This is a genomic window from Streptomyces cynarae (assembly GCF_025642135.1).
GTDB classification, from domain to species: Bacteria; Actinomycetota; Actinomycetes; order Streptomycetales; family Streptomycetaceae; genus Streptomyces; species Streptomyces cynarae.
Genome location: NZ_CP106793.1, coordinates 4,023,146 through 4,044,660 on the forward strand (window position 1 = coordinate 4,023,146; position 21,515 = coordinate 4,044,660).

A 21,515-nucleotide genomic window follows, 5' to 3' on the forward strand; every position below is an offset into this window, starting at 1 on the left:
GCCTGACGGCCTCGTCCTCGAACTCCCCCAAACTCTTCGAGCAGGGGGACCCCCAGACGGACTCGATATGGCGGGGCAGCCCCCCGCCATCAGGGGCGCGAGGAACTGCGCGACCAGCCACAACGAACCCGTAGCCGCCGACACACCCGCAGCCCCGAGCTCTACCGCGCCCCGCGCAGGCCCGGCGCGAGCGGCACCACGCAAGCCCAGCCCGCACGGCACCACGCAAGCCCAGCCCGCACGGCACCACACAAACCCAGCCCGCACGGCACCGCACAAACCCAGCCCGCACGGCACCGCAAAGCTCAGCGGCCGCGGCGTGCCGCCCTCTCCATCGCCTCCACCTGCTCCAGCAGCGGCATCGGGTCCGTCCCCACCGTTCCCGGCAGGAAGTCCGCGATCCTCTCCGGGGTCCACGCGCCCTCCGCGTACGCCGCTCTCAGCTCCCTCGGCTGTGCCCAGACCGCCAGTTTCGGGCCCGCGATCGTGTACACCTGGCCCGTGACGCCCTCCTCCTTCGCGCGGTCGGACAGGAGGTAGACCACCAGCGCCGCCACGTCCTCGGGGTCGCCGATCTCCTTCAGTTCCATGGGGACGTTCGCCGACATGCGGGTCCGGGCCACGGGGGCCACCGCGTTCGCCGTCACCCCGTACTTGTGCAGACCCAGGGCCGCGCTGCGGACAAGGGAGATGATTCCGCCTTTTGCCGCGCTGTAGTTGGCCTGCGACACGGAGCCCTGGTGGTTGCCGCTCGTGAAACCGATCAGCGTGCCCGAGCGCTGCTCCCGCATCACCGCCGACGCCGCGCGGAACACCGTGAACGTGCCCTTGAGGTGTGTGGCGAGCACCGGGTCCCACTCGTGCTCGGTCATGTTGAACAGCATCCGTTCGCGCAGGATGCCCGCCACGCACACCACCCCGTCCAGGCGGCCGTACGCCGCGAGCGCCCGGTCCACCACCCGCTGCCCGCCCGCCATGGTCGAGATGTCGTCGGCGACCGCGACGGCCTCCCCGCCCGCCGCCTCGATCTCCTTGACCACGGCGTCGGCGATCTCGCTCGTGGGCGAGGCGCCGTCCACCAGGACCCCGTAGTCGTTGACGACGACCCGCGCCCCCTCCGCCGCCGCGGCCAGCGCCACCGCCCGCCCGATGCCTCGGCCCGCGCCCGTCACCGCGACGACCTTGCCCGCCAGGAAGTTCGCCATGCTCAGCCCCTCCCCTTGCCCTTCCGGAGTTTCTGACCGTCCGTTAGATTCTCTCGCAGTCGGATTTTACGGGTCGTCAGATACTCCGAGGCAAGCCCCCGGGAGGGCCGATGCCACTGCCCGGCGAGTTCCACGAGATCGCGAAGCGCGTGAACAACTGGGGGCGCTGGGGCCCGGAGGACGAGATCGGGACGCTGAACCTCGTCACCGACCAGGTGGTGCGCGAGGCCGCGGCCTGTGTGCGCAGTGGGCGGCGCATACCGCTCGCCCTGCCGCTCCGACAGGACGGAGTGCAGACCGGCGTCATCCCGGGGCGGGTCAATCCGTTGCACGTGATGGTGCAGATCAACCAGGAGATCTTCGGCCCGGGCACCGTGGCGTGCAGCGACGACGCCGTGACCATGGGCCTCCAGGCGGCCACGCACTGGGACGCGCTCCCGCACGTATCGCACTCCGGGAAGCTCTACAACGGCCGTCCGGCCGGCACGGTGACAGCGCACGGCGGCGCCGCGTTCAGCGGGATCGACAAGCCGCGGCACATCGTCTCCCGGGGGGTGCTCCTCGACATCCCCCGGGCGCTCGGCCGGGAGCGGCTCGAGGGTTCGTACGCGGTCACGCCGCAGGATCTGGACGCGGCCGAGGAGTTCGCCGGTACGCGGGTTCGGGCGGGTGACATCGTCCTCGTACGGACCGGGCAGATCCGCACCTATCTCTCGGGCGGCAAAGAGGCCTACGGGTATCCCTCGCCGGGGCTGTCGGTGCGGACCCCGGAGTGGTTCCACGCGCGCGATGTGGCGGCCGTCGCCAACGACACGCTCACCTTCGAGGTCTTTCCCCCCGAGATCGAGGATCTGTGGCTGCCCGTGCACGCCCTCCACCTCGTGGAGATGGGGATGCCACAGGGGCAGAACTGGAACCTCGAGGAGTTGTCCACAGCCTGTGGAGAAGAGGGGCGCTACGCCTTCCTGCTGTCCGCGACACCCGAGCCGTTCGTCGGCGGCACCGGAAGCCCCGTGGCACCCGTGGCCGTCCTGTGAGCCGGAGATGCCGAACCGGCCGACGGTGCGCCGTCGGCCGGTTCGACATCTCCGCCCGTCCCCGGACGGTCCCCCCGGGCCGCCCGCCCCTGCAAGAGCCGGGGCCGAAGCACGATCCGCACTCGTCGAGGGCTCCCGTCACCCGAGTCCTCGGCGTCCCCTCACGACGGATCGCCGAACACCAGCGTGATCACACAGACACACGGCGTCAACAGGCCCTCGGTGATTCCTCACATATGCCGTTCTTGTGACGGCGCGAACAGAAGCAGACCCCGGCGCACTCGCCCACGATCCACTCCAGGCAGCCATGCCCGTACGACCGTCGAGCCGCCCGTGCCCAGGCGCATGCACCGGCGCCCCGGGCGACCACCCGGTCCGGTCCGCTCACGCCTCGCCGCAGGGTCCCGTCACACCACGCCGTACGCGAACCGAGGCGCCGCCTCCACGCCGCAGGCCGCCGCCTCCACGCCGCACACCGTCGCCCGGTCCTCGGCGGCGCCGCGCAGCGGTCCACCTCGCACCAGATGCGCTTGCCCGCACCCTCGGCGTCCCAGCCCCAGCGGTCGGCGAGCCCGTCGACCAGCTCCAGGCCGCGGCCCCCGGTCTCCTCGCCCCCGCGTGCCGGGGCTGCGGCGGGCGGGCGCTGCGGTCGGCGACCTCCAGACGGACGGTCTCCGCAGGGGCGCCGGAGGGGCCATCACAGGAGCCGGTCAGCAGCAGGCGCAGCACGGCGGGACAACCGGTGTGCACCACGGCGTTGGTGACCAGTTCCGAGACGAGCAGGATCAGCGTCTCGGCCAGCGGTTCGTCCGCCGCTATGCCCGACCCGGCAAGACGCGAGCGCGCCCACCGCCGGGCCCGCCCCACTTCCGCGGGGTCGGGCCGGATCTCCAGCTGCACTTGAAGCACCTGCACCGCTCACACCATCCGAACCGGCGGACACATCGCCTCGCGCCTCGCAAGGGTCACGATCGTGGTCATCGTCTGCATGGCAGGAACCAGGATCACGGACCGTGATTCCCTTGCACGACAGCATGGTTGACGTACAGTCACCCCAACAAGCGCTTCGGGCATATTCCAGCGCGAAGGAGTACGCGTACGCCATACTGTGCGACGCTTGCCACGGTGAGTCGAACAGGCAGGCACGACGGGCCGCCCTGCCTCACGAACGGCACACATCGCCGGATCCGGCGCCGCCTCAGGGGCCGCACCGTGGTGGATCGGGCTCAGAACCGCTCGCATCCCACACAAGGTACCGGAGCCCTCCCGCGACTCCACCCCGTGACAAGTCACGCGTAGGACACAACCCGGTATCAACGCTCCGTGATTCCGGATTGCCACAATCCGCGACATCCAGGTCCGAACGCGGCGAATAAGCCCTGCTCAGGGGCTTTTATCTCACCTCTGAGAGCAGTTCCCCAGCGAGCTTTTCCTCACTCTCCGCACTCGAACCCATACGCTGGGCCCGTACCCACGCTCGCTTCAGGTACAGGTGCACCTCCGCCTCCCAGGTGAAGCCCATACCGCCGTGCACCTGGAGGCAGTCGCGGGCGCAGCGGACGGCCGCCTCGTCGGCGAGCAGACGGGCCGCGGCGATGTCGAGGGGGTCGGCGGTGATCGCGGCGGCGTACACCGCGACGCGGGCCGTCTCCACCCGTACCAGGCTCTCTGCGCACAGGTGTTTGACCGCCTGGAAGGCCCCGATCGGTTGACCGAACTGCTCCCGGACCCGCGCGTGCTCCGCCGCCAGCTCACAGGTCCGCGCGGCGCCGCCGAGCTGTTCGGCGGCGGTGAGGAGGACCGCGACGGGGTCCGGCAGGCGGTCTTCGGCGGCCCGGACGACCCGGTGCAGGGGCGTCATCGGGTCCACCGACGTCAGGGGCAGGGCACCGGTCGCGTCACCCCGGACGACGTCCGCCTCCCCCAGCCATTCCACGAGCCCGCCGTACACGGCCGTGACCACCGTCTGTCCGCTCGCCGCGCCCGGCACCTGGCCCGCCGCGAGGTGGGTGGCCACCAGCGGGCCGGGCAGCAGCGCCCGGCCGGCTTCCTCGAAGGCCAGGACCGCCTCCGGCAGGCCCAGTCCGACCCCGCCGTCCGCCTCCGGCAGCCGCAGCGCGAAGAAGCCCGCCTCGCCCAGTTCCCGCCACAGCCCACGGTCGAGCGCACCGGGCCGGTCCACGGCGGCCCGCAGCGCGCCCCGGCCGAAGCGGCGCTGGAGCAGACCGCGCACGCCTGCCCGCAACGCCCGCTGGTCGTCGGTCGGCTGGAAGCGCACGGCCGCGTCACCGTCCCTTCGGCAGGCCGAGGATGCGTTCGGCCACGATGTTCCGCTGGATCTGCGAGGTGCCGGCCGCGATCGTGTACGAGAGGGACGACAGCCGGTCCAGGACCCATGGACGGCCGAGGTCCAGGGACTCGGGGCCCAGGACCTCGGCGGCTGCGTCGTACAGCTCCTGACGCGCGTGCGAATACCGCAGCTTGAAGACCGAGCCGCCCACGCCCGGGGCCCCGCCCTTCCGTTCCGCCTCGCTCACGTTCCACTGCGTGAGCCGCCAAAGGGCACGGAACTCGGCGTTCAGTTGCCCCAGCCTCCGCCGCAGCGAGGGGTCGTCCCAGCGGCCGTTCGCCAGCGCCTGGCGGGCGAGTTCGCCGAGCACGCGACGGCAGGCCACCACCTCCCCCACGAACGCGGTGCCGCGTTCGAAGGACAGCGTCACCATGGTCACGCGCCAGCCGTCGTTCTCCGCGCCGATCCGGTTGGCGACCGGCACCCGCACCTCGTCGAGGAACACCTCAGCGAACTCCTCGGACCCGGCGAGCGTCCGCAGCGACCGTACGGTGACGCCCGGTGCGTCCATGGGCATCGCCAGCCAGGTGATGCCCCGGTGCTTCGGCGCGCCGGGGTCGGTGCGCACCAGCAGTTCGCACCAGTCGGCGACCTCCGCGTGGGAGGTCCAGATCTTGGATCCGCTCACCACGTAGTCGTCGCCGTCCCGCCACGCGCGCGTGCGCAGCGCGGCGAGGTCGGACCCGGCGTCCGGCTCGCTGAACCCCTGGCACCACACCTCGTCCCCGCGCAGGATCGGCGGCAGCCAGCGCTCCCGCTGCCCGGGCGTGCCCTCGGCGGCGATGGTGGGCCCGGCGTGCAGCAGCCCGACGAAGTTGGCCCCCACATAGGGCGCGCCCGCCTTCTCGGCCTCCTCCAGGAAGATCAGCCGCACGGTCGGGGAGGCGTCCCAGTGGACGTCGGCGTACCCGGCGTCGTACAGCATGCGCTGCCACCCGAGGTCGTAGGCGCGCCGCCCGGGCCAGTCGTCCGGGGACGGTTTCGGCGGCAGGGTGGGGAGCACCTCGGCGAGCCACTCCCGCAGCCGGGCCCGGAACTCCTCCTCCTCCGGGGTGCAGGACAGGTCCATCAGCGCTCGAGGTCCAGGTCCAGCATGCGGATCGCGTTGCCCCGCATCAGCTTGTGCACCGTCTCGTCGTCCAGGCCCTTCACATGGTCGAGGGCGACCTCCTTGGTGTGCGGGAAGGTCGAGTCGACGTGCGGGTAGTCGGTCTCGAAGGTGGCGTTGTCCCGGCCCACCACGTCGAGCGAGGCGACGCCGTGCTTGTCGCGGAAGAAGCAGCAGAAGATCTGCCGGTAGTAGTACGCCGACGGCGGCTCGGGGATCAGGTCGCGGACCCCGCCCCAGGCGCGGTGCTCCTCCCAGACGTCGTCGGCGCGTTCCAGCGCGTACGGGATCCAGCCCATCTGCCCCTCGGAGTAGGCGAGCTTGAGGCGCGGGAACTTCACCAGGACCCCGCTGAAGAGGTAGTCCATCATCGAGGCCATCGCGTTGTTGAAGCTGAGCGAGGCCTGCACGGCGGGAGGCGCGTCGGGCGAGGCGGCGGGCATCTGCGAGCTGCTGCCGATGTGCATGTTGACCACCGTCCCGGTCTCCTGGCAGACGGCGAAGAACGGGTCCCAGTAGCCGGAGTGGATGGAGGGCAGGCCGAGGTGGGTGGGGATCTCGGAGAAGGTGACGGCCCGCACCCCCCGCCCGGCGTTGCGCCGGATCTCGGCGACCGCGAGGTCGATGTCCCACAGGGGGATCAGGCAGAGCGGGATGAGCCGGCCGCCGCTGTCGCCGCACCACTCCTCGACCATCCAGTCGTTGTAGGCGCGTACGCAGGCCAGGGCGACCTCCTTGTCGTGCGCCTCGGCGAAGGTCTGACCGCAGAAGCGCGGGAAGGTGGGGAAGCAGAGACTGGCCTCGACGTGGTTGAGGTCCATGTCCTCCAGGCGGGCCCTGGGGTCCCAGCACCCCCGCCGCATCTGCTCCCTGGTGATCCCCTCCAGGGTCATCTCGTCCCGGTCGAAGCCGACGGCGGCGATGTTCCGCTTGTAGGGGAACTTCAGGTCCTCGTAGATCCACCAGTCCGTCGGCGGCCCCTCCGGGTCCATGGTGATCTGGTATTTCCCGCCGACGTAGGCCAGTTCGCCGATCCCGGCGGTCAGCGGCTGCGGGCCCCGGTCCCGGTACTTGGCGGGCAGCCAGGTCTCGAAGAGGTGCGCGGGCTCGATCACGTGGTCGTCGACGCTGATGATGCGGGGCAGTTCACTCGCCATGGTTCCCCTCCGCCGGACCGGCTCTCATCTGATGGCTCGTCAGATAGCATGTCACCTGACGGATCGTCAGCCAAGCAGAGGGGCCGGCCGTGAACGAGACCCCGCACGTCCTGAGTTCCGCCCGTACGCTGTGGGAGCTGGTCGACCGCCGCGCCGACCTCACTCCCGACCGTCCGGTCCTGCTCCAGGAGGACCGGGTTCTCACCTTCGGCGATCTGCGCACCCGCGCCGAGCGCGTGGCGGCCGGCCTGTACGGCATGGGCGTACGCCCCGGCACGGTGGTCGCCTGGCAGCTGCCCACCCGCATCGAGACCGCCCTGCTGTCCTTCGCGCTGGCCCGCCTGGGCGCCGTCCAGTCCCCGGTGATCCCCTACTACCGGGACCGCGAGGTCGGCTTCGCGCTGCGCGCGTCGAAGGCGGAGTTCTTCGCGGTACCCGGCGTCTGGCGCGGGTACGACCACACGGACATGGCCCGCCGGCTGGGCGCGAAAGGCGTCTTCGAGGCGTACGACGACCTGCCGGACGGCGACCCGTCGACGCTCCCCGCCCCGCCCGCCGACGGCACCTCGGTCCGCTGGGTCTACTGGACCTCGGGCACCACCTCCGACCCCAAGGGCGTCCTGCACACCGACCGCTCCCTGATCGCGGGCGGCTCCTGCCTGGCCCACGCCCTGCGCCTGACCCCGGACGACGTCGGCTCTATGGCCTTCCCCTACGCCCACATAGCGGGCCCCGACTACACGGTGATGCTCCTGCTCCACGGCTTCCCGGCCGTGATGTTCGAGCACTTCGCACTCCCCCAGGCGCTGGCGGAGTACCGGCGGCACGGGGTGACGGTCGCGGGCGGCTCGACGGCGTTCTACTCGATGTTCCTGGCCGAGCAGCGCAGACAGCCGGGCGAGAAGCTGATCCGCTCGCTCCGGCTCCTCGCGGGCGGCGGCGCCCCCAAGCCGCCCGAGCTGTACCACTGCGTGGTCCGCGAGATGGGCGTCCGGCTGACCCACGGCTACGGCATGACCGAGGTCCCGATGATCACCATGGGGGACCCCGAGGACACTCCCGGGAACCTGGCGACGACGGAGGGGAGGCCGCCCGAGGGGATGGAGATACGCATCGTCGACGGGGAGGTACGGCTGCGGGGAGAGGCCGTCTGCCAGGGGTATCTGGATCCGGTGCAGACGGCGGAGGCCTTCGACGAGGACGGTTTCCTGCGCACCGGCGACCTCGGGTACCTGACCGACAGCGGCCATCTGGTGCTGACGGGGCGCCGCAAGGACGTCATCATCCGCAAGGGGGAGAACATCTCCGCCAGGGAGATCGAGGACCTGCTGCACACGCACCCCGCGGTGCAGGACGTGGCGGTGATCGGACTGCCGGACGAGGTGCGCGGGGAGCGGGTGTGCGCGGTGGTCGAACAGCCGCCCGGCGCCGAGGAACTGACGCTCCCCGCGGTCACGTCGTACCTGCGGGCGGCAGGGCTGTCCGTGCACAAGCTGCCGGAGCAGCTGGAGGTGGTGGAGGCCCTTCCGCGGGGGGAGACCCTGCGGAAGGTGCTCAAGTACAAGCTTCGGGAGCGCTATTCGGACCCTGAGATTTCGGGCTCCGAGGCTTCGGGGACTACTCCGGGACCGTGAAGTAGCGGGCGAACGCGGACACGATCTCGCTCTCGCCGACCTTGCCGTCCCCGTCCGTGTCGAGCGTCGTCGCCGCCGCCCGGGCCACGTCCTCCGGTGCGCCGAGGGCCTTCAGGGCGCGGGCGGTCTCCGCGACCGTGGCGGCGCCGTCGCGGTCGCCGTCCGCCACGGCGAGCGCCGCGTGCAGGAACGGACGGGCGATCTCCGCGAACCGCTCGGGGTTGTCCCGCAGCCGCTTCACCGCGCCGCCCACGAACTCCTCGCGGGTGATGCGCTGGTCGCCGTCCCGGTCCGCTATCCCGGCCATGCCCTGCCAGAACGCCTCAGCCCCGGCGTACAGGGCCTGCCCCTGCTCGGACCTGGCCGCGGTGCCGAACTCGGTGAGGACCGCCTTGGCCGCCGCGCTGAAGTCCGCGCGGTCGATGTAGCCGTTGCCGTCCTGGTCGAAGCCGGCGAACCGGGCGGCGATCCTGCGCTCGTACTCGGTGCTGACCATGGTGTTTCGGGCCGCCTTACGTCACATCGGGGGTGTTTCTGGCAGGGAGCGTACGACGCGGGGAGCTTGCGGGGAGCCGGAAAACGGCCGTTGTACCAAGACCGCAGGAATTCCGGGACAACAGTGTGGCCGTCCTGCGACGTTCCGTTGACCCTGGTGTGCCGGCGCTCACACCGGGGAGGGGTGCCGTGGCGTCGGACCGGGCGGTGGCGTGCGGTCGGGACGTTCGGTTGGCTGCGGCCGGTCGTGCGGTAGGCCTGCGGTCAGGCCGACAGGGGCCGTGAGGTGTCGTCGGTGGCCGAGCCGAGGTCCGGGTGCACGTCGAAGAGGCGGCGGACGCCGAGGGCGGCGAGGACACGGTTGACGTGTGTGCCCTCGGGCGCGCCGTGCCCGGGCAGGATGAGGCGGAGCCGGCCCCGGCAGGAGCGGATCAGTCTGCGTGCGGCGACGAGCACGCCGACGCCGCTGGAGTCGCAGAAGACCACCTGGGAGAGGTCGAGTACGAGGCAGTGGCGGCCGTCCGCCACCGCGTCGTGCACCCGCTGGCGCAGCACCGGTGACGTCATCAGGTCCAGTTCGCCCGCCACTTGGAGCACGGTCCACTCGCCGCGCTTTTCGCCGGTCACTGTGAGCGTCACCGCCATGCCTCCCGCCTGCCCGCGCCTGCCCGCGCCGTCCATGAAACGGAAGCGGTCCCTTCGCTTCCTTTGGAGCGCGGCTGCCCGAACGCTCTTCTATGAAACACCGAACCGCCGATCGAAACTGGGTATTAGATGAGCCAATTCAATCGGTAACGGTCTTGTTCGTTCAGCCCTGATCCGTAGTCGGTTGGGTAGGCGCTCGCGTCCGGCACGGTCCCGCGCGGGACCGCCTCTACCATCCGCGGCTCGCCGAGGGGCGCACATTGCCACAAAGGGGCGTGCGTTGTCCGATGTGCCGACTACATTCGAAGGCGTGGGGGGCGCACGCTGAACCGGGACAGGGCGCAGGGCACGTCCGGGGACGAGGGGGCCGCATGGCGAAGAAGGACGCACCGCCCCGGTGGGACCGCAGGATGCAGCAGCGGCTCGCCCGGGGTGAGGCCGCCGCGCTCGGAGAGTGCTACGACCGGTTCGCCTCCCTGGTGCACGGCCTCGCCCACCGGGTGCTCGGGGACGAGGAGGAGGCGGACGCCGTCACTCGCGAGGTGTTCGCGCACGTCTGGGAGAACCCCGAGTCCTACGACCCCAGGCGGGAGCCGCTGCGGACCTGGGTCGCCACACTGACCCACCGGCTCGCCGTCCAGCGGCTGCGCGCCACCGAGACCGCCGCACTGGCACGGGACGGCCGGGGCACGGCGGAGGACCTGGAGCGCAGGGTGCGCCAGGCCTCGGTCGCGGCCCGCGCGGACTACATCGTCACCTCCATGCCGGTGCCGCTGCGCGCCGCTCTGGAACGGGCCTACTTCCAGCGCCGGGACTACCGCCAGACCGCCGCCGACCTCGGTATCACGGAGGACGAGGCGCGCCGCCGGCTCCGCCTCGGCCTCCAGCTCCTCGCCACCGCCCACGAGACGCGGCCCTCGGGCACGCCGCCGGAAGCGGGGCGTGTGTGGTGAGCGGGGCGGAGCGTTCCCGGGGGCCCGAGGAGTTCGAGGAGTACGGCGCGTACGGGAGCGACGGGCAGGGCGCACCCGGGGCCGCCGACGAGCGTGAGGTGTCCGAAGTGGCCCGAGGACCGCTGGCCGGTGGGGCCGCGACGCCCGGGGCCGAGGCGGTCCCGCTCGAGCACCGGGTGTTGAAGTCGCTGCTCGGGGCCTGGGCGCTGGCCGCCTGTTCCGCGGAGGAGACCGCCGCCGTGGAGGCGCATCTCGGTGGCTGCGGCCCGTGCGAGGAGGAGGCGCGGCGGCTGCGGAAGGCCGTCGGGCTGTTGCAGCGGCCCGAGAGCCTGGATCTCGACCCCGCCCTGCGCACCCGTGTCCTGGCGAGTTGCCTCGACCGGCGCCCGCCGCGCATCCCGGTGCCGGGGTGGGCCGCCCCCTACGACGCGGAGGCCGCGCGCCTGGACGCCCTGCTGCAGGACATCGGCGAAGCCGAGTGGCACACCCCGGTCAGGCTGCGGTGGTTCGACGGGAAGGCAGCGGCGAGCCGCCGCACCACCGTGGCCGGGGTCATCGCCCATCTGCTCTCCGTCGACGGCCTGGTCGCGGTGGCGCTCGGGCTGGAGGATCCCCTGGGGGACACCGCCGGGGACGAGGGCAGCCCCGAAGGGCGCACGGAGGCGTACTGGCGCGCCTCCCACTTCCCTCCGACCCGCTCCATCCGCGTCCCGTGGCGCGACCAGACCCACCAGCTCGTCCGGGCGGTCTCCCTCACCGAAGACACCAGCGGGGCGGTCCCGGTGTCGTACGGCGCCTTCGGGCTGTCGCTGCACGACGCGATGCTGGATCGGGCCTTCGAGTGCTGGGTGCACGCGGAGGACATCGCGAACGCCGTCGACTACCCCTACGACCCGCCGGCGCCGCGCCATCTCCACCAGATGTTCGACCTGGCGGTACGGATACTGCCGCTGACCCTGGCCGCCCGGCGGCGCGCCGCCTCGCCGCGCCCCCGCGCGGCGGCCGGCACCTCGTTCCGGCGGGAGAGCCCGGGCGCAGTCTGCGCCTGGAGATCGAGGGCCTGGGCGGCGGCGAGTGGCTGATTCCGCTCGACTCGCCCGGTGCGGTGGCCTCCGCCGAGCACGAGGTGGCGCACGTCGCGCTCGACGGGGTGGAGTTCTGCCGCCTGGCCGCCGGCCATGTGCCACCGCAGGAGGCGGCCGCGGGGCAGGTCGGCGACCGGGAGGCGATCAGGGACGTGCTCTTCGCGGCGGCGTCCCTGAGCCGGATGTAGCGGGACCTCGGGGACGGCCTCGGGGGGCCATGGGGAGCCCCTAGGGTCTTCCAAACGAGAGGCCCTAGGCGAAGACCACCGTCCGGCGGCCGTTGAGCAGGATGCGGCGCTCCGCGTGCCACTTCACCGCGCGTGCCAGCGCCTGGCACTCCACATCCCGCCCCGTCGCCACCAGCTGGTCCGGAGTGACGTCGTGGCCGACCCGCTCGACCTCCTGCTCGATGATCGGGCCCTCGTCGAGGTCGGCCGTCACGTAGTGCGCGGTCGCGCCGATCAGCTTCACACCGCGCGCGTGGGCCTGGTGGTAGGGCTTGGCGCCCTTGAAGCTCGGCAGGAAGGAGTGGTGGATGTTGATGATCCTGCCGCTGAGCTGCTTGCACAGGTCGTCCGAGAGCACCTGCATGTAGCGGGCCAGGACCACCAGCTCGACGTCCAGCTCGCGCACCAGCTCCAGCAGCCGCGCCTCGGACTCGGACTTGGTGTCCTTCGTCACCGGGATGTGGTGGAAGGGAATGTTGTACGAGCCCACCAGCTCGGCGAAGTCGGTGTGGTTGGAAACGACGGCCGCGATCTCGACGGGCAGCGCGCCGATCCGGGCGCGGAAGAGCAGGTCGTTCAGGCAGTGGCCGAACTTGCTGACCATGAGGATGACGCGCATCTTCTCGTCGGCCCGGTGGATCTGCCACTCCATCTGGAAGGAGTCACCGATCGCCGCGAAGCTCGCGCGCAGCTTGTCCACGGTCACCGGGGCCTCGGCGGAGAAGTGGACCCGCATGAAGAACAGTCCCGTGTCCTGGTCGCCGAACTGCTGGCTGTCGACGATGTTGCAGCCGGTCATGAACAGGTAGCTCGACACGGCGTGCACGATCCCCTGCTTGTCCGGGCAGGAGAGGGTGAGGACGTACTGGTCGGCCGGGGCCGAGGCTCGGGTGGACTGCTCGTTCATGCACGCCAGGGTCTCATGTCCGCGGGCCCGCGCGGACCGTCGTCCCGCAACCCGGACGGTCCGGCGGACGACGGGGCCCCGCCTTGCGGCAGGGCCCCCGAACGGCACGGGCCCACCCCGGACTAGCGGGTCTACGCGCTCCTCGTCAGGATCCGCAACACCTCGAGCGTGCGCGGCGGCACGTCCGGGTCCTCCCCGTCGGCCACGGAGAGCCGTACATGAGCGTCCCGTGCCGCCCGCACGGCCTCCGGCCACGCCTGGTGGTTGAGGTAGGCGTCCACCGGCGCGTCCGGCCCGACCTGGTGCATGATCCGCAGCACTCGCAGGACGGCGGAGTCCACGAGGGCCGCCTCCTGCGAGTCCCGGAAGATCGTGCCGACGTACTTCTCGGCGGACCAGTTGTCCAGCCAGGTGTCCTCGACCAGGCGGTACACGGCGTCGGTGACGTCGCCGTACCCCTCGACACCGGCCAGCCAGACGTCCCGCTGGAAGACGGGATCGGAGAGCATGTGCAGCGCGGAGCGCACATTGCTGCGCCAGCGCCACCACGGCATGTCGTTGAGTGGCATGCCGCCCATGGTGGATGAGCGACGACCGCGACGGGAAGGGTTCTCCGGAGCTTGCACGGTCATCGATCGTACGTTCCCTGTGAAACACGGATCATCGGACCCCGCAATTCACCTCGGCGCCACCTTCCGTTGACCTCCGATGACACGACGGTTAGTGGTGTGAGGGAATCGTGCGTGTCCATGACCGGCAGGCGACGCACCAGCTCCTCCCCCATCCGCCCCCGCGTTCCGGGCTCCGTCCCTGAAAAAGCGACTCCCCGCGTCAGGACCGTCCTGGTGTCCGCGGGCGCGCTGGTGGCAGTTGCGTCGATAGCGGTCGCCTGCGGGGTCGTCCCCGGTACCACGGGGGGTTCCGGGGACGACCGCGTGACCGTCATGACCTGGGCACCCGACAAGACCTCGGCGACCGACAAGCCGGGCATGCCGGCGATGGCGCAGGCCTACGCGCGCTGGGTCAACGCCCACGGCGGTCTGAACGGCCGCAAGCTCGAGGTCCTGACCTGCAACGACCACAACGACTACGTGGACGCCGCGAAGTGCGCCCGGCTCGCCGTGAAGGAGAACGCGGTCGCGGTCGTCGGCTCCTACAGCCAGTACGCCGGCTCCTTCCTCTCCCCGCTGGAGTCGGCGGGCATCCCCTACATCGGCGGGTACGGCCTGACCGACGACGAGTTCAAGAGCGTGCTGTCCTATCCCGTCAACGGCGGCCAGCCCGCGCTGCTGGCCGGCCTCGGCGAGGAGCTCGGCCGGACCTGCGGCCGCGTCGCCCTGGTGCGCCCCGACACGGTCGCCGGCGACGAGCTTCCCCTGCTGCTCGACGCCGGACTGAAGGCGGCGCACCACGCCTCGGCGGCCGACGTGCGCGCCGCAGAGGACGCCACCGCCCTGGACGACCAGGCGCGGCAGGCGCTGGAGGAGGCGACCGCGGACCCCCGGAAGAAGGGCTGCGTGGTCCCGGCGCTCGACGAACGCACCGGCACCTTCATGGACTCCTTCCGCCGTCTGAGCGCCGACTACCGGCCGGTGCGCACCGCGTCCGTGCTCGGCAGCGTCGACCAGTCGGTGATCGACTCCTCCGGCGGCGGCTCCGGACCCTACGAGGACGCGTACGTCACCGGCTGGTACCCGGAGGCGTCGGATCCGCGCTGGAACGAGATGAAGGAAGTGATCAAGGAGCAGGCCTTCGACGACGACCGGATCGATCCGGCGGACGCGGGCGTGCAGACCACATGGATCGCGTACACGGTCCTCAAGAAGGTCGTCGAGTCGCTCGGCGACGGCGAGGTGTCGGCCCGCACGATCCGCATTGCCCTCGACAACGGCCTGAAGGTCGACACCGGCGGCCTCACCCCGACGCTGCGCTGGCGCTTCCAGGACCTGACCGCGGTCGTCGACTTCCCCCGCCTGATCAACTCCGAGGTGACCTTCCAGATCGTGCGCGACGGGCGGCTGGTGGCGGCACGCAAGGGCTTCGTGAACGTGTCGAAGACGCTGGAGAGCACGGACAGCGAGTGAGGCGTGCCGGTGCACGCCGCCCCGTTCACCGGGCGGCGCGCACCGCCGTGCTCACAGCTGCGTCGGCCGGCGCTCGGTCAGGCCGTACTTCTGCGCGATGACGTTCCATATCTGTGCCGCCTTCGCCTTCTGGGCGCTGGCGGTGCCGCTGTCCCGGTTGCCCGCCTGGGCCTGGGGGGTCACGCGCGCCTGGCCCGTCTTGCAGCCCTTCTTGCCCGAGACCTGGTCGGCCCAGGCCGCGTAGTGGGTGTCGGCGGACGCGGACGCCTTCCAGGCGCTGGTGAGCGCGGCGGTCAGCGCGGCGTGGTCGGGGAGCCTCTCGACCTGGAGTCCGGACAGCCGGCTCACCAGGTCGTTGCGCTGCTTGGCCGCGTCCCGCAGGTCGCCGGCCGACTGGTCGAGGTTCTGGCACGCCTTGACGTTCGCGACCGCCCTGATCACCGCATCGCGGCTGTTGCCACTGTCGGCGAGGAGTTTGTCCAGGGCGACGGCCTGCGCCCGGGCCGGGTCGGCGGCACCCGACCCCGAGGCGTCCGGAGCGGGCCCGGTCGCGGCGACGGACTTGCTGTCGTCGCTCTTGCCGTCGCTGCCGCCACCACCGCTGAGCAGGGCGCCGGCCCCGATCCCGAGGACGACTATGCCGACGCCGACGGCCGCGATGAGGGGGACGCGCGAGCGGGTACGGCCACCACGCTGGTCGGCCTCCCGGCCCCCGGGTGCGCCGGGGCGTCCGCGCCGTCGAACCGCGGCAGGTGCTGGGTGGATGCGGCGAACCCACCCGCGCCGTCACGGAAGAGGTTGTCGAACTCGGCGGCGGCGCCTGCCCGGGCGCGCCGGGCGCCCCGGGCCGCACGGCGTAAGGCTGGCCGGGCACGGGCGGAAGGTACTGCGTGGCCTGGGCGTCGGGGTCGGCGGCGGGCGGCAGCGGACCGGCGGCGCGTCCGAGGATCTGGGTGGCCTGGTCGGCAGGCATCTCCGGGGGCAGCGCGCCCGGGCCCATCGGCGGGATGTACTGGGTGGCCCCCTCGTCGGGAGAGGCGGCCACCGGGGGTATGTACTGCGTCGCACCCTCGTTCGGGGCGGCGGCGACGGGCGGCAGGTACTGCGTGGCGCCTTCGTCGGCGGAGCCGGCCGCCGGGGGCAGGGGCCCGGCACCGGCGCTCTGCTGCGGGGGCAGCGGCTGTCCCGAGCCGGCCGACGGCTGCCTGCCCCAGACCGAGCGCGGGTCCGAGCCCTCCCAGGACGGCTGCGTGCCCCACTGCTGGTTCTGGTTCTCCTGGTGCTGGTGCTGGGCAGCCTGCCCCGGCCCCCAGGGCTGTCCCCATGCCTGCCCGCCGGTGGGGCCGGGCGCGGGTGCCTGCGCCGGGGGTATGGAACCGTTCACTCCGCCCATCTGGCCCGGCAGCAGGGGCGCGCCGCCGTCGGAGGGCAGCACGATGCCTTCGCGCGCGGGCTGCGCCGAGGGCTCCTCGCCCTGTCCACTCTGCGTCACCGGGACTCCTACGAATGGGGGACCTTCGGAATCGTCGGCTCACGCTACCGGGTCCCCCTGACCAGTGCTACGCCGGACAGGGGGAGGCGCCCCACAGGGGCGCGGGGCACTGCGCGCCCAGCCACGAACGATCCGCACCAACGAGACATCCGTCACCCTTACGGCGATACCCCCGGGGCCCGGGGCGGAGCCCCGCGACGGCACCCCTGGCCCCGGGCACGTCACACAACCACCGGTGACGTCACGCAACCGCCGGAGGCGTCACGCGGCTGCCAGATCCAGCCGCGCCCCGAACTCCCGCACCACGGCCTCCTCCCGATACGGCTCCAACCGCTGCTGCAGGTCCTCGAGATACTCCGCCCCCCGACTGGAGCGCAGCGTGCCGAGCAGTTCCACGGCCTTCAACCCGGTGTGGCACGCCTGCTCCACCTCCCGCTGCTGCACCTGCGCGGTGGCGAGCAGCACCAGCCCGATCGCCCGCCGCCGGGCCCGGGACTCGGGATGCCCGGCGAGTGATTCCTCCGCCCGCCGGGCCGCAGCCTCCGCCTGCCCCAGATCCCGGTGACAGTGCGCCAGCTCGTCCGCCAGGTACGCCTCGTCGAAGTGTGCGATCCACGCCGGATCGTCCCCGGACGCCGCGTCGGCCGACTCCAGCGCCGTCACCGCCCGCCCGGACGCGATCTGCGTGGCGCGCACATCGCCCATCAGCGCATGCCCGCGCGCCTCCGCCGCGTAGAACATCGCCTCCGCGCGCGGGGTCACGCGCCCCCGCGCCCCCTCCTGCGCCGCCCGCGCCAACTGCGCGATCTCACGCGGGTTTCCGAGCTGCGCCGCGAGGTGGCTCATCGACGCGGCGAGCACATAGCCGCCGTACCCCCGGTCACCGGCCGCCTGCGCGAGCCGCAACGCCTGGATGTAGTACCGCTGCGCGAGGCCCGGCTGTCCGGTGTCGACCGCCATGTACCCCGCGAGCTCGGTCAACCGCGCGACCGCCCCGAACAGTTCGCGTCCCACCGCGTCCCGGTACGACCCGGCCAGCAGCCCGGAGACGACGCTGTTGAGGTAGTGCACGACGACCGGCCGCACATGCCCGCTGCCGTACTGGTGGTCCAGTTCGACCAGGGCCTGCGTCATGGCCCGCACCGCGTCCACGTCCGACTGACCCACCCGTGGCCCGGCCGACCGCGCGACCTGCGGGTCCGGCCCGGAGATCAGCCAGTCACGGCTCGGCTCGACGAGCGCGGAGGCCGCGACGGAGGACCCCGACAGGAAGTCCCGGCGTCCGACGTCGCTGCGCCACAACTCGCAGACCTGCTCGATCGCTCCGAGCACCGTGGGCGAGAACTGCAGGCCCACGCCCGACGCGAGGTTCTTGCCGTTGGCCATGCCGATCTCGTCGATCGTGACCGTGCGCCCCAGTTTGCGGCCGAGCGCCTCCGCGATGATCCCCGGGGCGCGGCCCCGCGGCTGCTGTCCGCGCAGCCAACGAGCCACGGACGTCTTGTCGTAGCGCAGGTCGAGGCCGTGCTCCGCGCCGCACATGTTGACCCGGCGGGCGAGTCCCGCGTTCGAGCAGCCCGCTTCCTGAATGAGCGCCTGCAGTCGTTCGTTCGGCTGCCGCGCGACAAGAGGCCTGGCGGCCATGGCGTACCCCCTACTTCCTGGCTCGGTTCGCCGAGTGGCCGGTGCAGCGAAAAGATCCGGCCTTGAAGATCGATGCCCAGCGGACATTCCTCTGATGCGAGACATGCGAAGATTGCCGGGGTAAAGGCTGGTCCCGCACCCCCCACCTGGATACCCAGCCCCCGCCGCGGTTCCCCGTGCGCGCCCCCACCCGTGCATCCATGCGCCCCACCCGCGGGGACGGTGCTCCTCCCCGGCGCATGTGGGATGAAAAGGACGTGCTCAAAAAGCATCGGTCCACATCGAGACGGCCCCCGGTGAGCGGGGCGTAACCCCCGGTGATCGCTAGAGTTGAGTTCATCGTGGAAGAGACCATCGCGGGCCCTGAAGCTGCCCACATCCCGAAGCAGCGCGGCGAATCGCTCCTGGACGCCGCCGTCCGTTACGTCGAGGAGCGTCACTGGGACGTGTTCCCCGGCACCTGGCTGGATGCCGTCGACGGGATGCACCGCTGCTCCTGCGGTCAGTCCGCGTGTCCCGCGCCCGGAGCGCACCCGGCACGCGACGACTGGGCGACGCAGGCGACCGGCAGTGCCACCGTCGCGCGCGGTCTGTGGTCCGAGCGGCCGACCGCGTCGATCCTGCTGCCCACCGGGCGCACGTTCGACGCGATCGACGTCCCGGAGACCGCCGGCTTCCTCGCCCTCGCGCGCATGGAGCGCATGGAGCTGACGCTCGGTCCGGTGACGCTGACGCCGGCGCGGCGCATGCAGTTCTTCGTACTGCCGGGCGCGTCCGCGAAGGTGCCGGACCTGCTGCGCAAACTGGGCTGGCAGGCCGCCTCACTCGACCTGGTCACGCTCGGCGAGGGCGCGTACGTCGCCGCGCCGCCCACCCGGTTCGGATCGCGGGGGGCCGTGCAGTGGGCGCGGCGGCCCACGTCCGCGAACCGGTGGCTGCCGGACGCGGAGGAACTGGTGTCGCCGTTGGCCTATGCGTGCGGCAGGGATCGGTAGGCGGAGCCGTATACAGGCACTGTCCCGCGCCCCTTCCAGGGGCGCCCCCGCGCCGTAGGGTTCTCACATGAACGAGGGAACAGTGACCGCTCCTGCCGCTGTACGCGTGCATGACCTGTGGAAGCGGTTCGGGGAACACGTCGCCGTCGCCGGGGTCGATCTCGAGTTGCCCGCCGGGCGGTTCATCGGGCTGGTCGGGCCCAACGGGGCCGGGAAGACCACCACGCTGTCCATGGTCACCGGGCTGCTCAGACCCGACCGCGGCACCGTCGAGGTCGTCGGGCACGACGTGTGGCGCGACCCGGCCCAGGTGAAGGCCCGTATCGGGGTGCTGCCCGAAGGGCTGCGGCTCTTCGAGCGGCTGTCCGGGCGCGAACTCCTCGCCTACACCGGCCGGTTGCGCGGACTGCCCGGCGCCGAGGTCGACAAGCGGGCCACCCAGCTCCTCGACGTCCTCGATCTGGCCGGTGCCCAGCACAAGCTCGTCGTCGACTACTCCACCGGGATGCGCAAGAAGATCGGCCTCGCCGCCGCGCTGCTGCACAACCCCGAAGTCCTCTTCCTGGACGAGCCGTTCGAGGGCGTCGACCCGGTCTCCGCGCAGACCATCCGCGGCGTCCTGGAGCGGTACACCGCCTCCGGCGCCACCGTCGTCTTCTCCTCCCACGTCATGGAGCTGGTCGAGTCGCTGTGCGACTGGGTGGCCGTCATGGCCGCGGGCCGCATCCGCGCGCACGGCCCGCTGGCCGACGTACGCGGCGACGCGCCCACCCTCCAGCAGGCGTTCCTGGAGCTGGTCGGCGCGCACGGCCGCACCGCGGGCGCCGACCTCGACTGGCTCGGCGGCGGCGCCCGATGACCGGTCTGACGGCCGTCGTCGTACGGCTGAAGCTGTCCCTGCTGCGGAACGGGCTGCGGCGGTCCGCCGGGCGGCGCGCCGCGTACGTCACGTCCCTCGTCATGGTCCTGCTGTTCGCCGCCACCCAGTTGCTCGGCCTGATCCTGCTGCGCGGCAACGCGCACGCCGCCTCCGTCGCCGTGCTCGGCATCGAGGTCGTCGCGCTCGGCTGGGCGGTGATGCCGCTGTTCTTCCCCAGCGGCGACGAGACGCTCGACCCCACTCGCCTGGCGATGCTGCCGCTGCGCCCCGGGCCCCTCGTCCGGGCCCTGCTGGTGGCGTCCCTGGTGGGCATCGGGCCGCTGTTCACGCTCTGCATGGCCGTCGGCTCGGTGATCTCCGTGGCACACGGGGCGGCGGCGTACGGCACCGCGGTCGTCGCCGTCGTGCTCACGCTGCTGGTCTGCGTCACCCTCGCGCGGGCCGTCGCCGCCGCCAACATCCGCCTGCTGACCAGCCGCAAGGGCCGCGACCTCGCCGTACTGAGCGGGCTGGTCGTCGCCGTCGGCGCGCAGCTCGTCAACTTCGGCGCCCGCGAGCTGGGTATGGCCGGGCTGTCGCGGCTGGGGCCGGTGGGCGACGTCGTGCGCTGGGTGCCACCCGCCTCCGCGATCGGCGCCGTGGACTCCGCGAGCAAGGGGTCGTACGGCGTCGCGGCCGCCCAACTCGCGCTGAGCGCGGTCGCGTTGGCGGGCCTGCTGGCCGTGTGGTCGCGCAACCTCACGAAGCTGATGACCGCACCGGACTCCTCCACGCTCCAGGCCGCCGAACCGGGGCCCCGGGAGCGGGCCTCCAGGGGCCTGTCCCGGCTGCTGCCCGCGGGCCGCACCGGCACGGTGGCCGAGCGCAGCCTGCGCTATGTCTGGCGCGACCCCAAGACGAAGGCGGCGTGGGTGACGTCGCTGGCCATCGGGCTGATCGTGCCCGTCTTCAACGCCCTCCAGGGAACCGGCTCCGTCTACTTCGCCTGCTTCGCGGCCGGCATGCTCGGCATCCAGATGTACAACCAGTTCGGGCAGGACACCTCCGCGTTCTGGATGGTCGCGATGACGATCTCCTCCAACCGCGACGCCCACGCCGAACTGCGCGGCCGGGCGCTGGCCCTGCTGCTGATCACCCTGCCGTACGCCGCCCTCGTCACCGTCGCCACCACCGCCCTGCTCGGCACCTGGGACAGGCTGCCCGAGGTTCTCGGACTGTCCCTCGCGCTGCTCGGCGCGATGCTGGCCACCGGCGCCTGGTCCTCGGCCCGCTTCCCGTACTCGATACCGCAGGAGGGCTACAAGAACGTGGTCCCCGGGCAGGCGGGGCTCGCCTGGATCTCCATCCTCGGCGGCATGGTCTCCGCCGCCCTGCTCTCCGCGCCCGTGATCGCGGCGACGATCTGGCTCAACGTCACCGCGAACGGCGACGACTGGACCTGGCTCCTGCTGCCCGCGGGCGCCGCCTACGGCGCCCTGATCACCCTCCTCGGCCTCCGCCTCGCGGCCCCCCGAACGGCCCGCCGGCTGCCGGAGATCCTGGCGGCGGTCAGCAAGGGCTAGTTCCCAGGAGACGGGAACCCGCGGCGCAAGGATTTCGCCCAATCTTTTGTGAAGG

The 21,515-nt window shown here is 72.0% G+C and carries 16 protein-coding genes and 3 pseudogenes; 8 read left to right on the forward strand and 11 right to left on the reverse strand.

Going from position 1 to position 21,515, the window contains the following annotated elements; all coding sequences use genetic code 11:
* Positions 1–305 precede the first annotated feature (305 nt).
* Positions 306–1,205, reverse strand: a complete 900-nt coding sequence (locus tag N8I84_RS18425) for an SDR family NAD(P)-dependent oxidoreductase (RefSeq protein WP_263230565.1) — start codon at positions 1,203–1,205, stop codon at positions 306–308.
* A gap of 110 nt (positions 1,206–1,315) precedes the next feature.
* On the opposite strand from N8I84_RS18425, the gene N8I84_RS18430 reads away from it, so the two are divergent.
* Positions 1,316–2,242 carry a cyclase family protein gene (locus tag N8I84_RS18430; RefSeq protein ID WP_263230566.1) on the forward strand — a complete coding sequence of 309 codons (927 nt, stop codon included), beginning with the start codon at positions 1,316–1,318 and terminating at the stop codon, positions 2,240–2,242.
* A gap of 493 nt (positions 2,243–2,735) precedes the next feature.
* Here the strand turns inward: N8I84_RS18430 and N8I84_RS18435 are convergent.
* The 4 genes and pseudogenes from N8I84_RS18435 to N8I84_RS18450 form a co-directional block, all read right to left on the reverse strand.
* Positions 2,736–3,157 (reverse strand): annotated as a pseudogene (locus tag N8I84_RS18435) (ATP-binding protein); the annotation flags it as partial.
* Positions 3,158–3,635: 478 nt separating this feature from the next.
* Positions 3,636–4,520: an acyl-CoA dehydrogenase family protein gene (locus N8I84_RS18440; RefSeq protein ID WP_263230567.1), complete on the reverse strand. Its 885-nt coding sequence runs from the start codon at positions 4,518–4,520 to the stop codon at positions 3,636–3,638.
* Between the two features lie 7 nt (positions 4,521–4,527).
* The gene (locus N8I84_RS18445; RefSeq protein ID WP_263230568.1) at positions 4,528–5,661 is read right to left on the reverse strand and encodes an acyl-CoA dehydrogenase; all 1,134 of its coding nucleotides are present in this window, start codon (positions 5,659–5,661) and stop codon (positions 4,528–4,530) included.
* Positions 5,661–6,857 (reverse strand): amidohydrolase family protein, encoded by a 1,197-nt coding sequence (locus N8I84_RS18450; RefSeq protein ID WP_263230569.1) that lies wholly within the window; start codon positions 6,855–6,857, stop codon positions 5,661–5,663. The genes N8I84_RS18445 and N8I84_RS18450 overlap by 1 nt, the downstream gene beginning before the upstream one ends.
* An 89-nt stretch (positions 6,858–6,946) precedes the next feature.
* Here N8I84_RS18450 and N8I84_RS18455 point away from each other — a divergent pair, with 89 nt between their 5' ends.
* A complete protein-coding gene (locus N8I84_RS18455; protein ID WP_263230570.1) occupies positions 6,947–8,491 on the forward strand; it encodes a class I adenylate-forming enzyme family protein in 1,545 nt (514 codons plus the stop codon).
* Here the strand turns inward: N8I84_RS18455 and N8I84_RS18460 are convergent.
* Together N8I84_RS18460 and N8I84_RS18465 are read right to left on the reverse strand one after the other, a co-directional pair.
* The gene (locus tag N8I84_RS18460) at positions 8,475–8,987 is read right to left on the reverse strand and encodes an EF-hand domain-containing protein (RefSeq protein WP_263230571.1); all 513 of its coding nucleotides are present in this window, start codon (positions 8,985–8,987) and stop codon (positions 8,475–8,477) included. The two genes, N8I84_RS18455 and N8I84_RS18460, sit on opposite strands and share 17 nt — an antisense overlap.
* A gap of 263 nt (positions 8,988–9,250) precedes the next feature.
* Entirely contained in the window at positions 9,251–9,631 is a 381-nt protein-coding gene (locus N8I84_RS18465) for an STAS domain-containing protein (protein WP_263230572.1), read from the reverse strand.
* 371 nt (positions 9,632–10,002) lie between these two features.
* Here N8I84_RS18465 and N8I84_RS18470 point away from each other — a divergent pair, with 371 nt between their 5' ends.
* Positions 10,003–10,584 (forward strand): sigma-70 family RNA polymerase sigma factor, encoded by a 582-nt coding sequence (locus tag N8I84_RS18470; protein ID WP_263230573.1) that lies wholly within the window; start codon positions 10,003–10,005, stop codon positions 10,582–10,584.
* Positions 10,585–10,691: 107 nt separating this feature from the next.
* Positions 10,692–11,857 (forward strand): annotated as a pseudogene (locus tag N8I84_RS18475) (maleylpyruvate isomerase N-terminal domain-containing protein).
* A gap of 64 nt (positions 11,858–11,921) precedes the next feature.
* Here N8I84_RS18475 and purU read toward each other — a convergent pair.
* Entirely contained in the window at positions 11,922–12,803 is an 882-nt protein-coding gene (gene purU / locus N8I84_RS18480) for a formyltetrahydrofolate deformylase (protein ID WP_200420882.1), read from the reverse strand.
* A gap of 131 nt (positions 12,804–12,934) precedes the next feature.
* A complete protein-coding gene (locus N8I84_RS18485) occupies positions 12,935–13,435 on the reverse strand; it encodes an SCO4402 family protein (RefSeq protein WP_263230574.1) in 501 nt (166 codons plus the stop codon).
* Between the two features lie 117 nt (positions 13,436–13,552).
* On the opposite strand from N8I84_RS18485, the gene N8I84_RS18490 reads away from it, so the two are divergent.
* A complete protein-coding gene (locus N8I84_RS18490; protein WP_263230575.1) occupies positions 13,553–14,887 on the forward strand; it encodes an ABC transporter substrate-binding protein in 1,335 nt (444 codons plus the stop codon).
* 51 nt (positions 14,888–14,938) lie between these two features.
* On the opposite strand, the pseudogene N8I84_RS18495 reads toward N8I84_RS18490, so the two are convergent.
* Both N8I84_RS18495 and N8I84_RS18500 read right to left on the reverse strand, forming a co-directional pair.
* Positions 14,939–16,379, reverse strand: a pseudogene (locus tag N8I84_RS18495) (hypothetical protein).
* 261 nt (positions 16,380–16,640) lie between these two features.
* Positions 16,641–18,023: a transcriptional regulator gene (locus N8I84_RS18500; RefSeq protein WP_263230576.1), complete on the reverse strand. Its 1,383-nt coding sequence runs from the start codon at positions 18,021–18,023 to the stop codon at positions 16,641–16,643.
* 341 nt (positions 18,024–18,364) lie between these two features.
* Here N8I84_RS18500 and N8I84_RS18505 point away from each other — a divergent pair, with 341 nt between their 5' ends.
* The 3 genes from N8I84_RS18505 to N8I84_RS18515 all read left to right on the forward strand — a co-directional run bounded on the left by N8I84_RS18505 (position 18,365) and on the right by N8I84_RS18515 (position 21,460).
* Entirely contained in the window at positions 18,365–19,018 is a 654-nt protein-coding gene (locus tag N8I84_RS18505; RefSeq protein WP_263230577.1) for a bifunctional DNA primase/polymerase, read from the forward strand.
* 67 nt (positions 19,019–19,085) lie between these two features.
* Complete coding sequence (locus N8I84_RS18510) at positions 19,086–19,877, forward strand: ABC transporter ATP-binding protein (protein WP_263230578.1); 792 nt, start codon at positions 19,086–19,088, stop codon at positions 19,875–19,877.
* On the forward strand, positions 19,874–21,460 hold the full coding sequence (locus N8I84_RS18515; RefSeq protein WP_263230579.1) for a transporter: 1,587 nt from the start codon (positions 19,874–19,876) through the stop codon (positions 21,458–21,460). Before N8I84_RS18510 ends, N8I84_RS18515 begins: the two co-directional genes overlap by 4 nt.
* Positions 21,461–21,515: the final 55 nt, after the last annotated feature.

Excerpts from the sequence above, each read along its gene's own strand:
- N8I84_RS18425 (WP_263230565.1), bottom strand. The coding sequence starts at position 1,205 with ATGGCGAACTTCCTGGCGGGCAAGGTCGTCGCGGTGACGGGCGCGGGC.
- N8I84_RS18430 (WP_263230566.1), top strand. The coding sequence starts at position 1,316 with ATGCCACTGCCCGGCGAGTTCCACGAGATCGCGAAGCGCGTGAACAAC.
- N8I84_RS18445 (WP_263230568.1), bottom strand. The coding sequence starts at position 5,661 with ATGGACCTGTCCTGCACCCCGGAGGAGGAGGAGTTCCGGGCCCGGCTG.
- N8I84_RS18450 (WP_263230569.1), bottom strand. The coding sequence starts at position 6,857 with ATGGCGAGTGAACTGCCCCGCATCATCAGCGTCGACGACCACGTGATC.
- N8I84_RS18460 (WP_263230571.1), bottom strand. The coding sequence starts at position 8,987 with ATGGTCAGCACCGAGTACGAGCGCAGGATCGCCGCCCGGTTCGCCGGC.
- N8I84_RS18465 (WP_263230572.1), bottom strand. The coding sequence starts at position 9,631 with ATGGCGGTGACGCTCACAGTGACCGGCGAAAAGCGCGGCGAGTGGACC.
- N8I84_RS18470 (WP_263230573.1), top strand. The coding sequence starts at position 10,003 with ATGGCGAAGAAGGACGCACCGCCCCGGTGGGACCGCAGGATGCAGCAG.
- purU (WP_200420882.1), bottom strand. The coding sequence starts at position 12,803 with ATGAACGAGCAGTCCACCCGAGCCTCGGCCCCGGCCGACCAGTACGTC.
- N8I84_RS18485 (WP_263230574.1), bottom strand. The coding sequence starts at position 13,435 with ATGACCGTGCAAGCTCCGGAGAACCCTTCCCGTCGCGGTCGTCGCTCA.
- N8I84_RS18490 (WP_263230575.1), top strand. The coding sequence starts at position 13,553 with ATGACCGGCAGGCGACGCACCAGCTCCTCCCCCATCCGCCCCCGCGTT.
- N8I84_RS18500 (WP_263230576.1), bottom strand. The coding sequence starts at position 18,023 with ATGGCCGCCAGGCCTCTTGTCGCGCGGCAGCCGAACGAACGACTGCAG.
- N8I84_RS18510 (WP_263230578.1), top strand. The coding sequence starts at position 19,086 with ATGAACGAGGGAACAGTGACCGCTCCTGCCGCTGTACGCGTGCATGAC.
- N8I84_RS18515 (WP_263230579.1), top strand. The coding sequence starts at position 19,874 with ATGACCGGTCTGACGGCCGTCGTCGTACGGCTGAAGCTGTCCCTGCTG.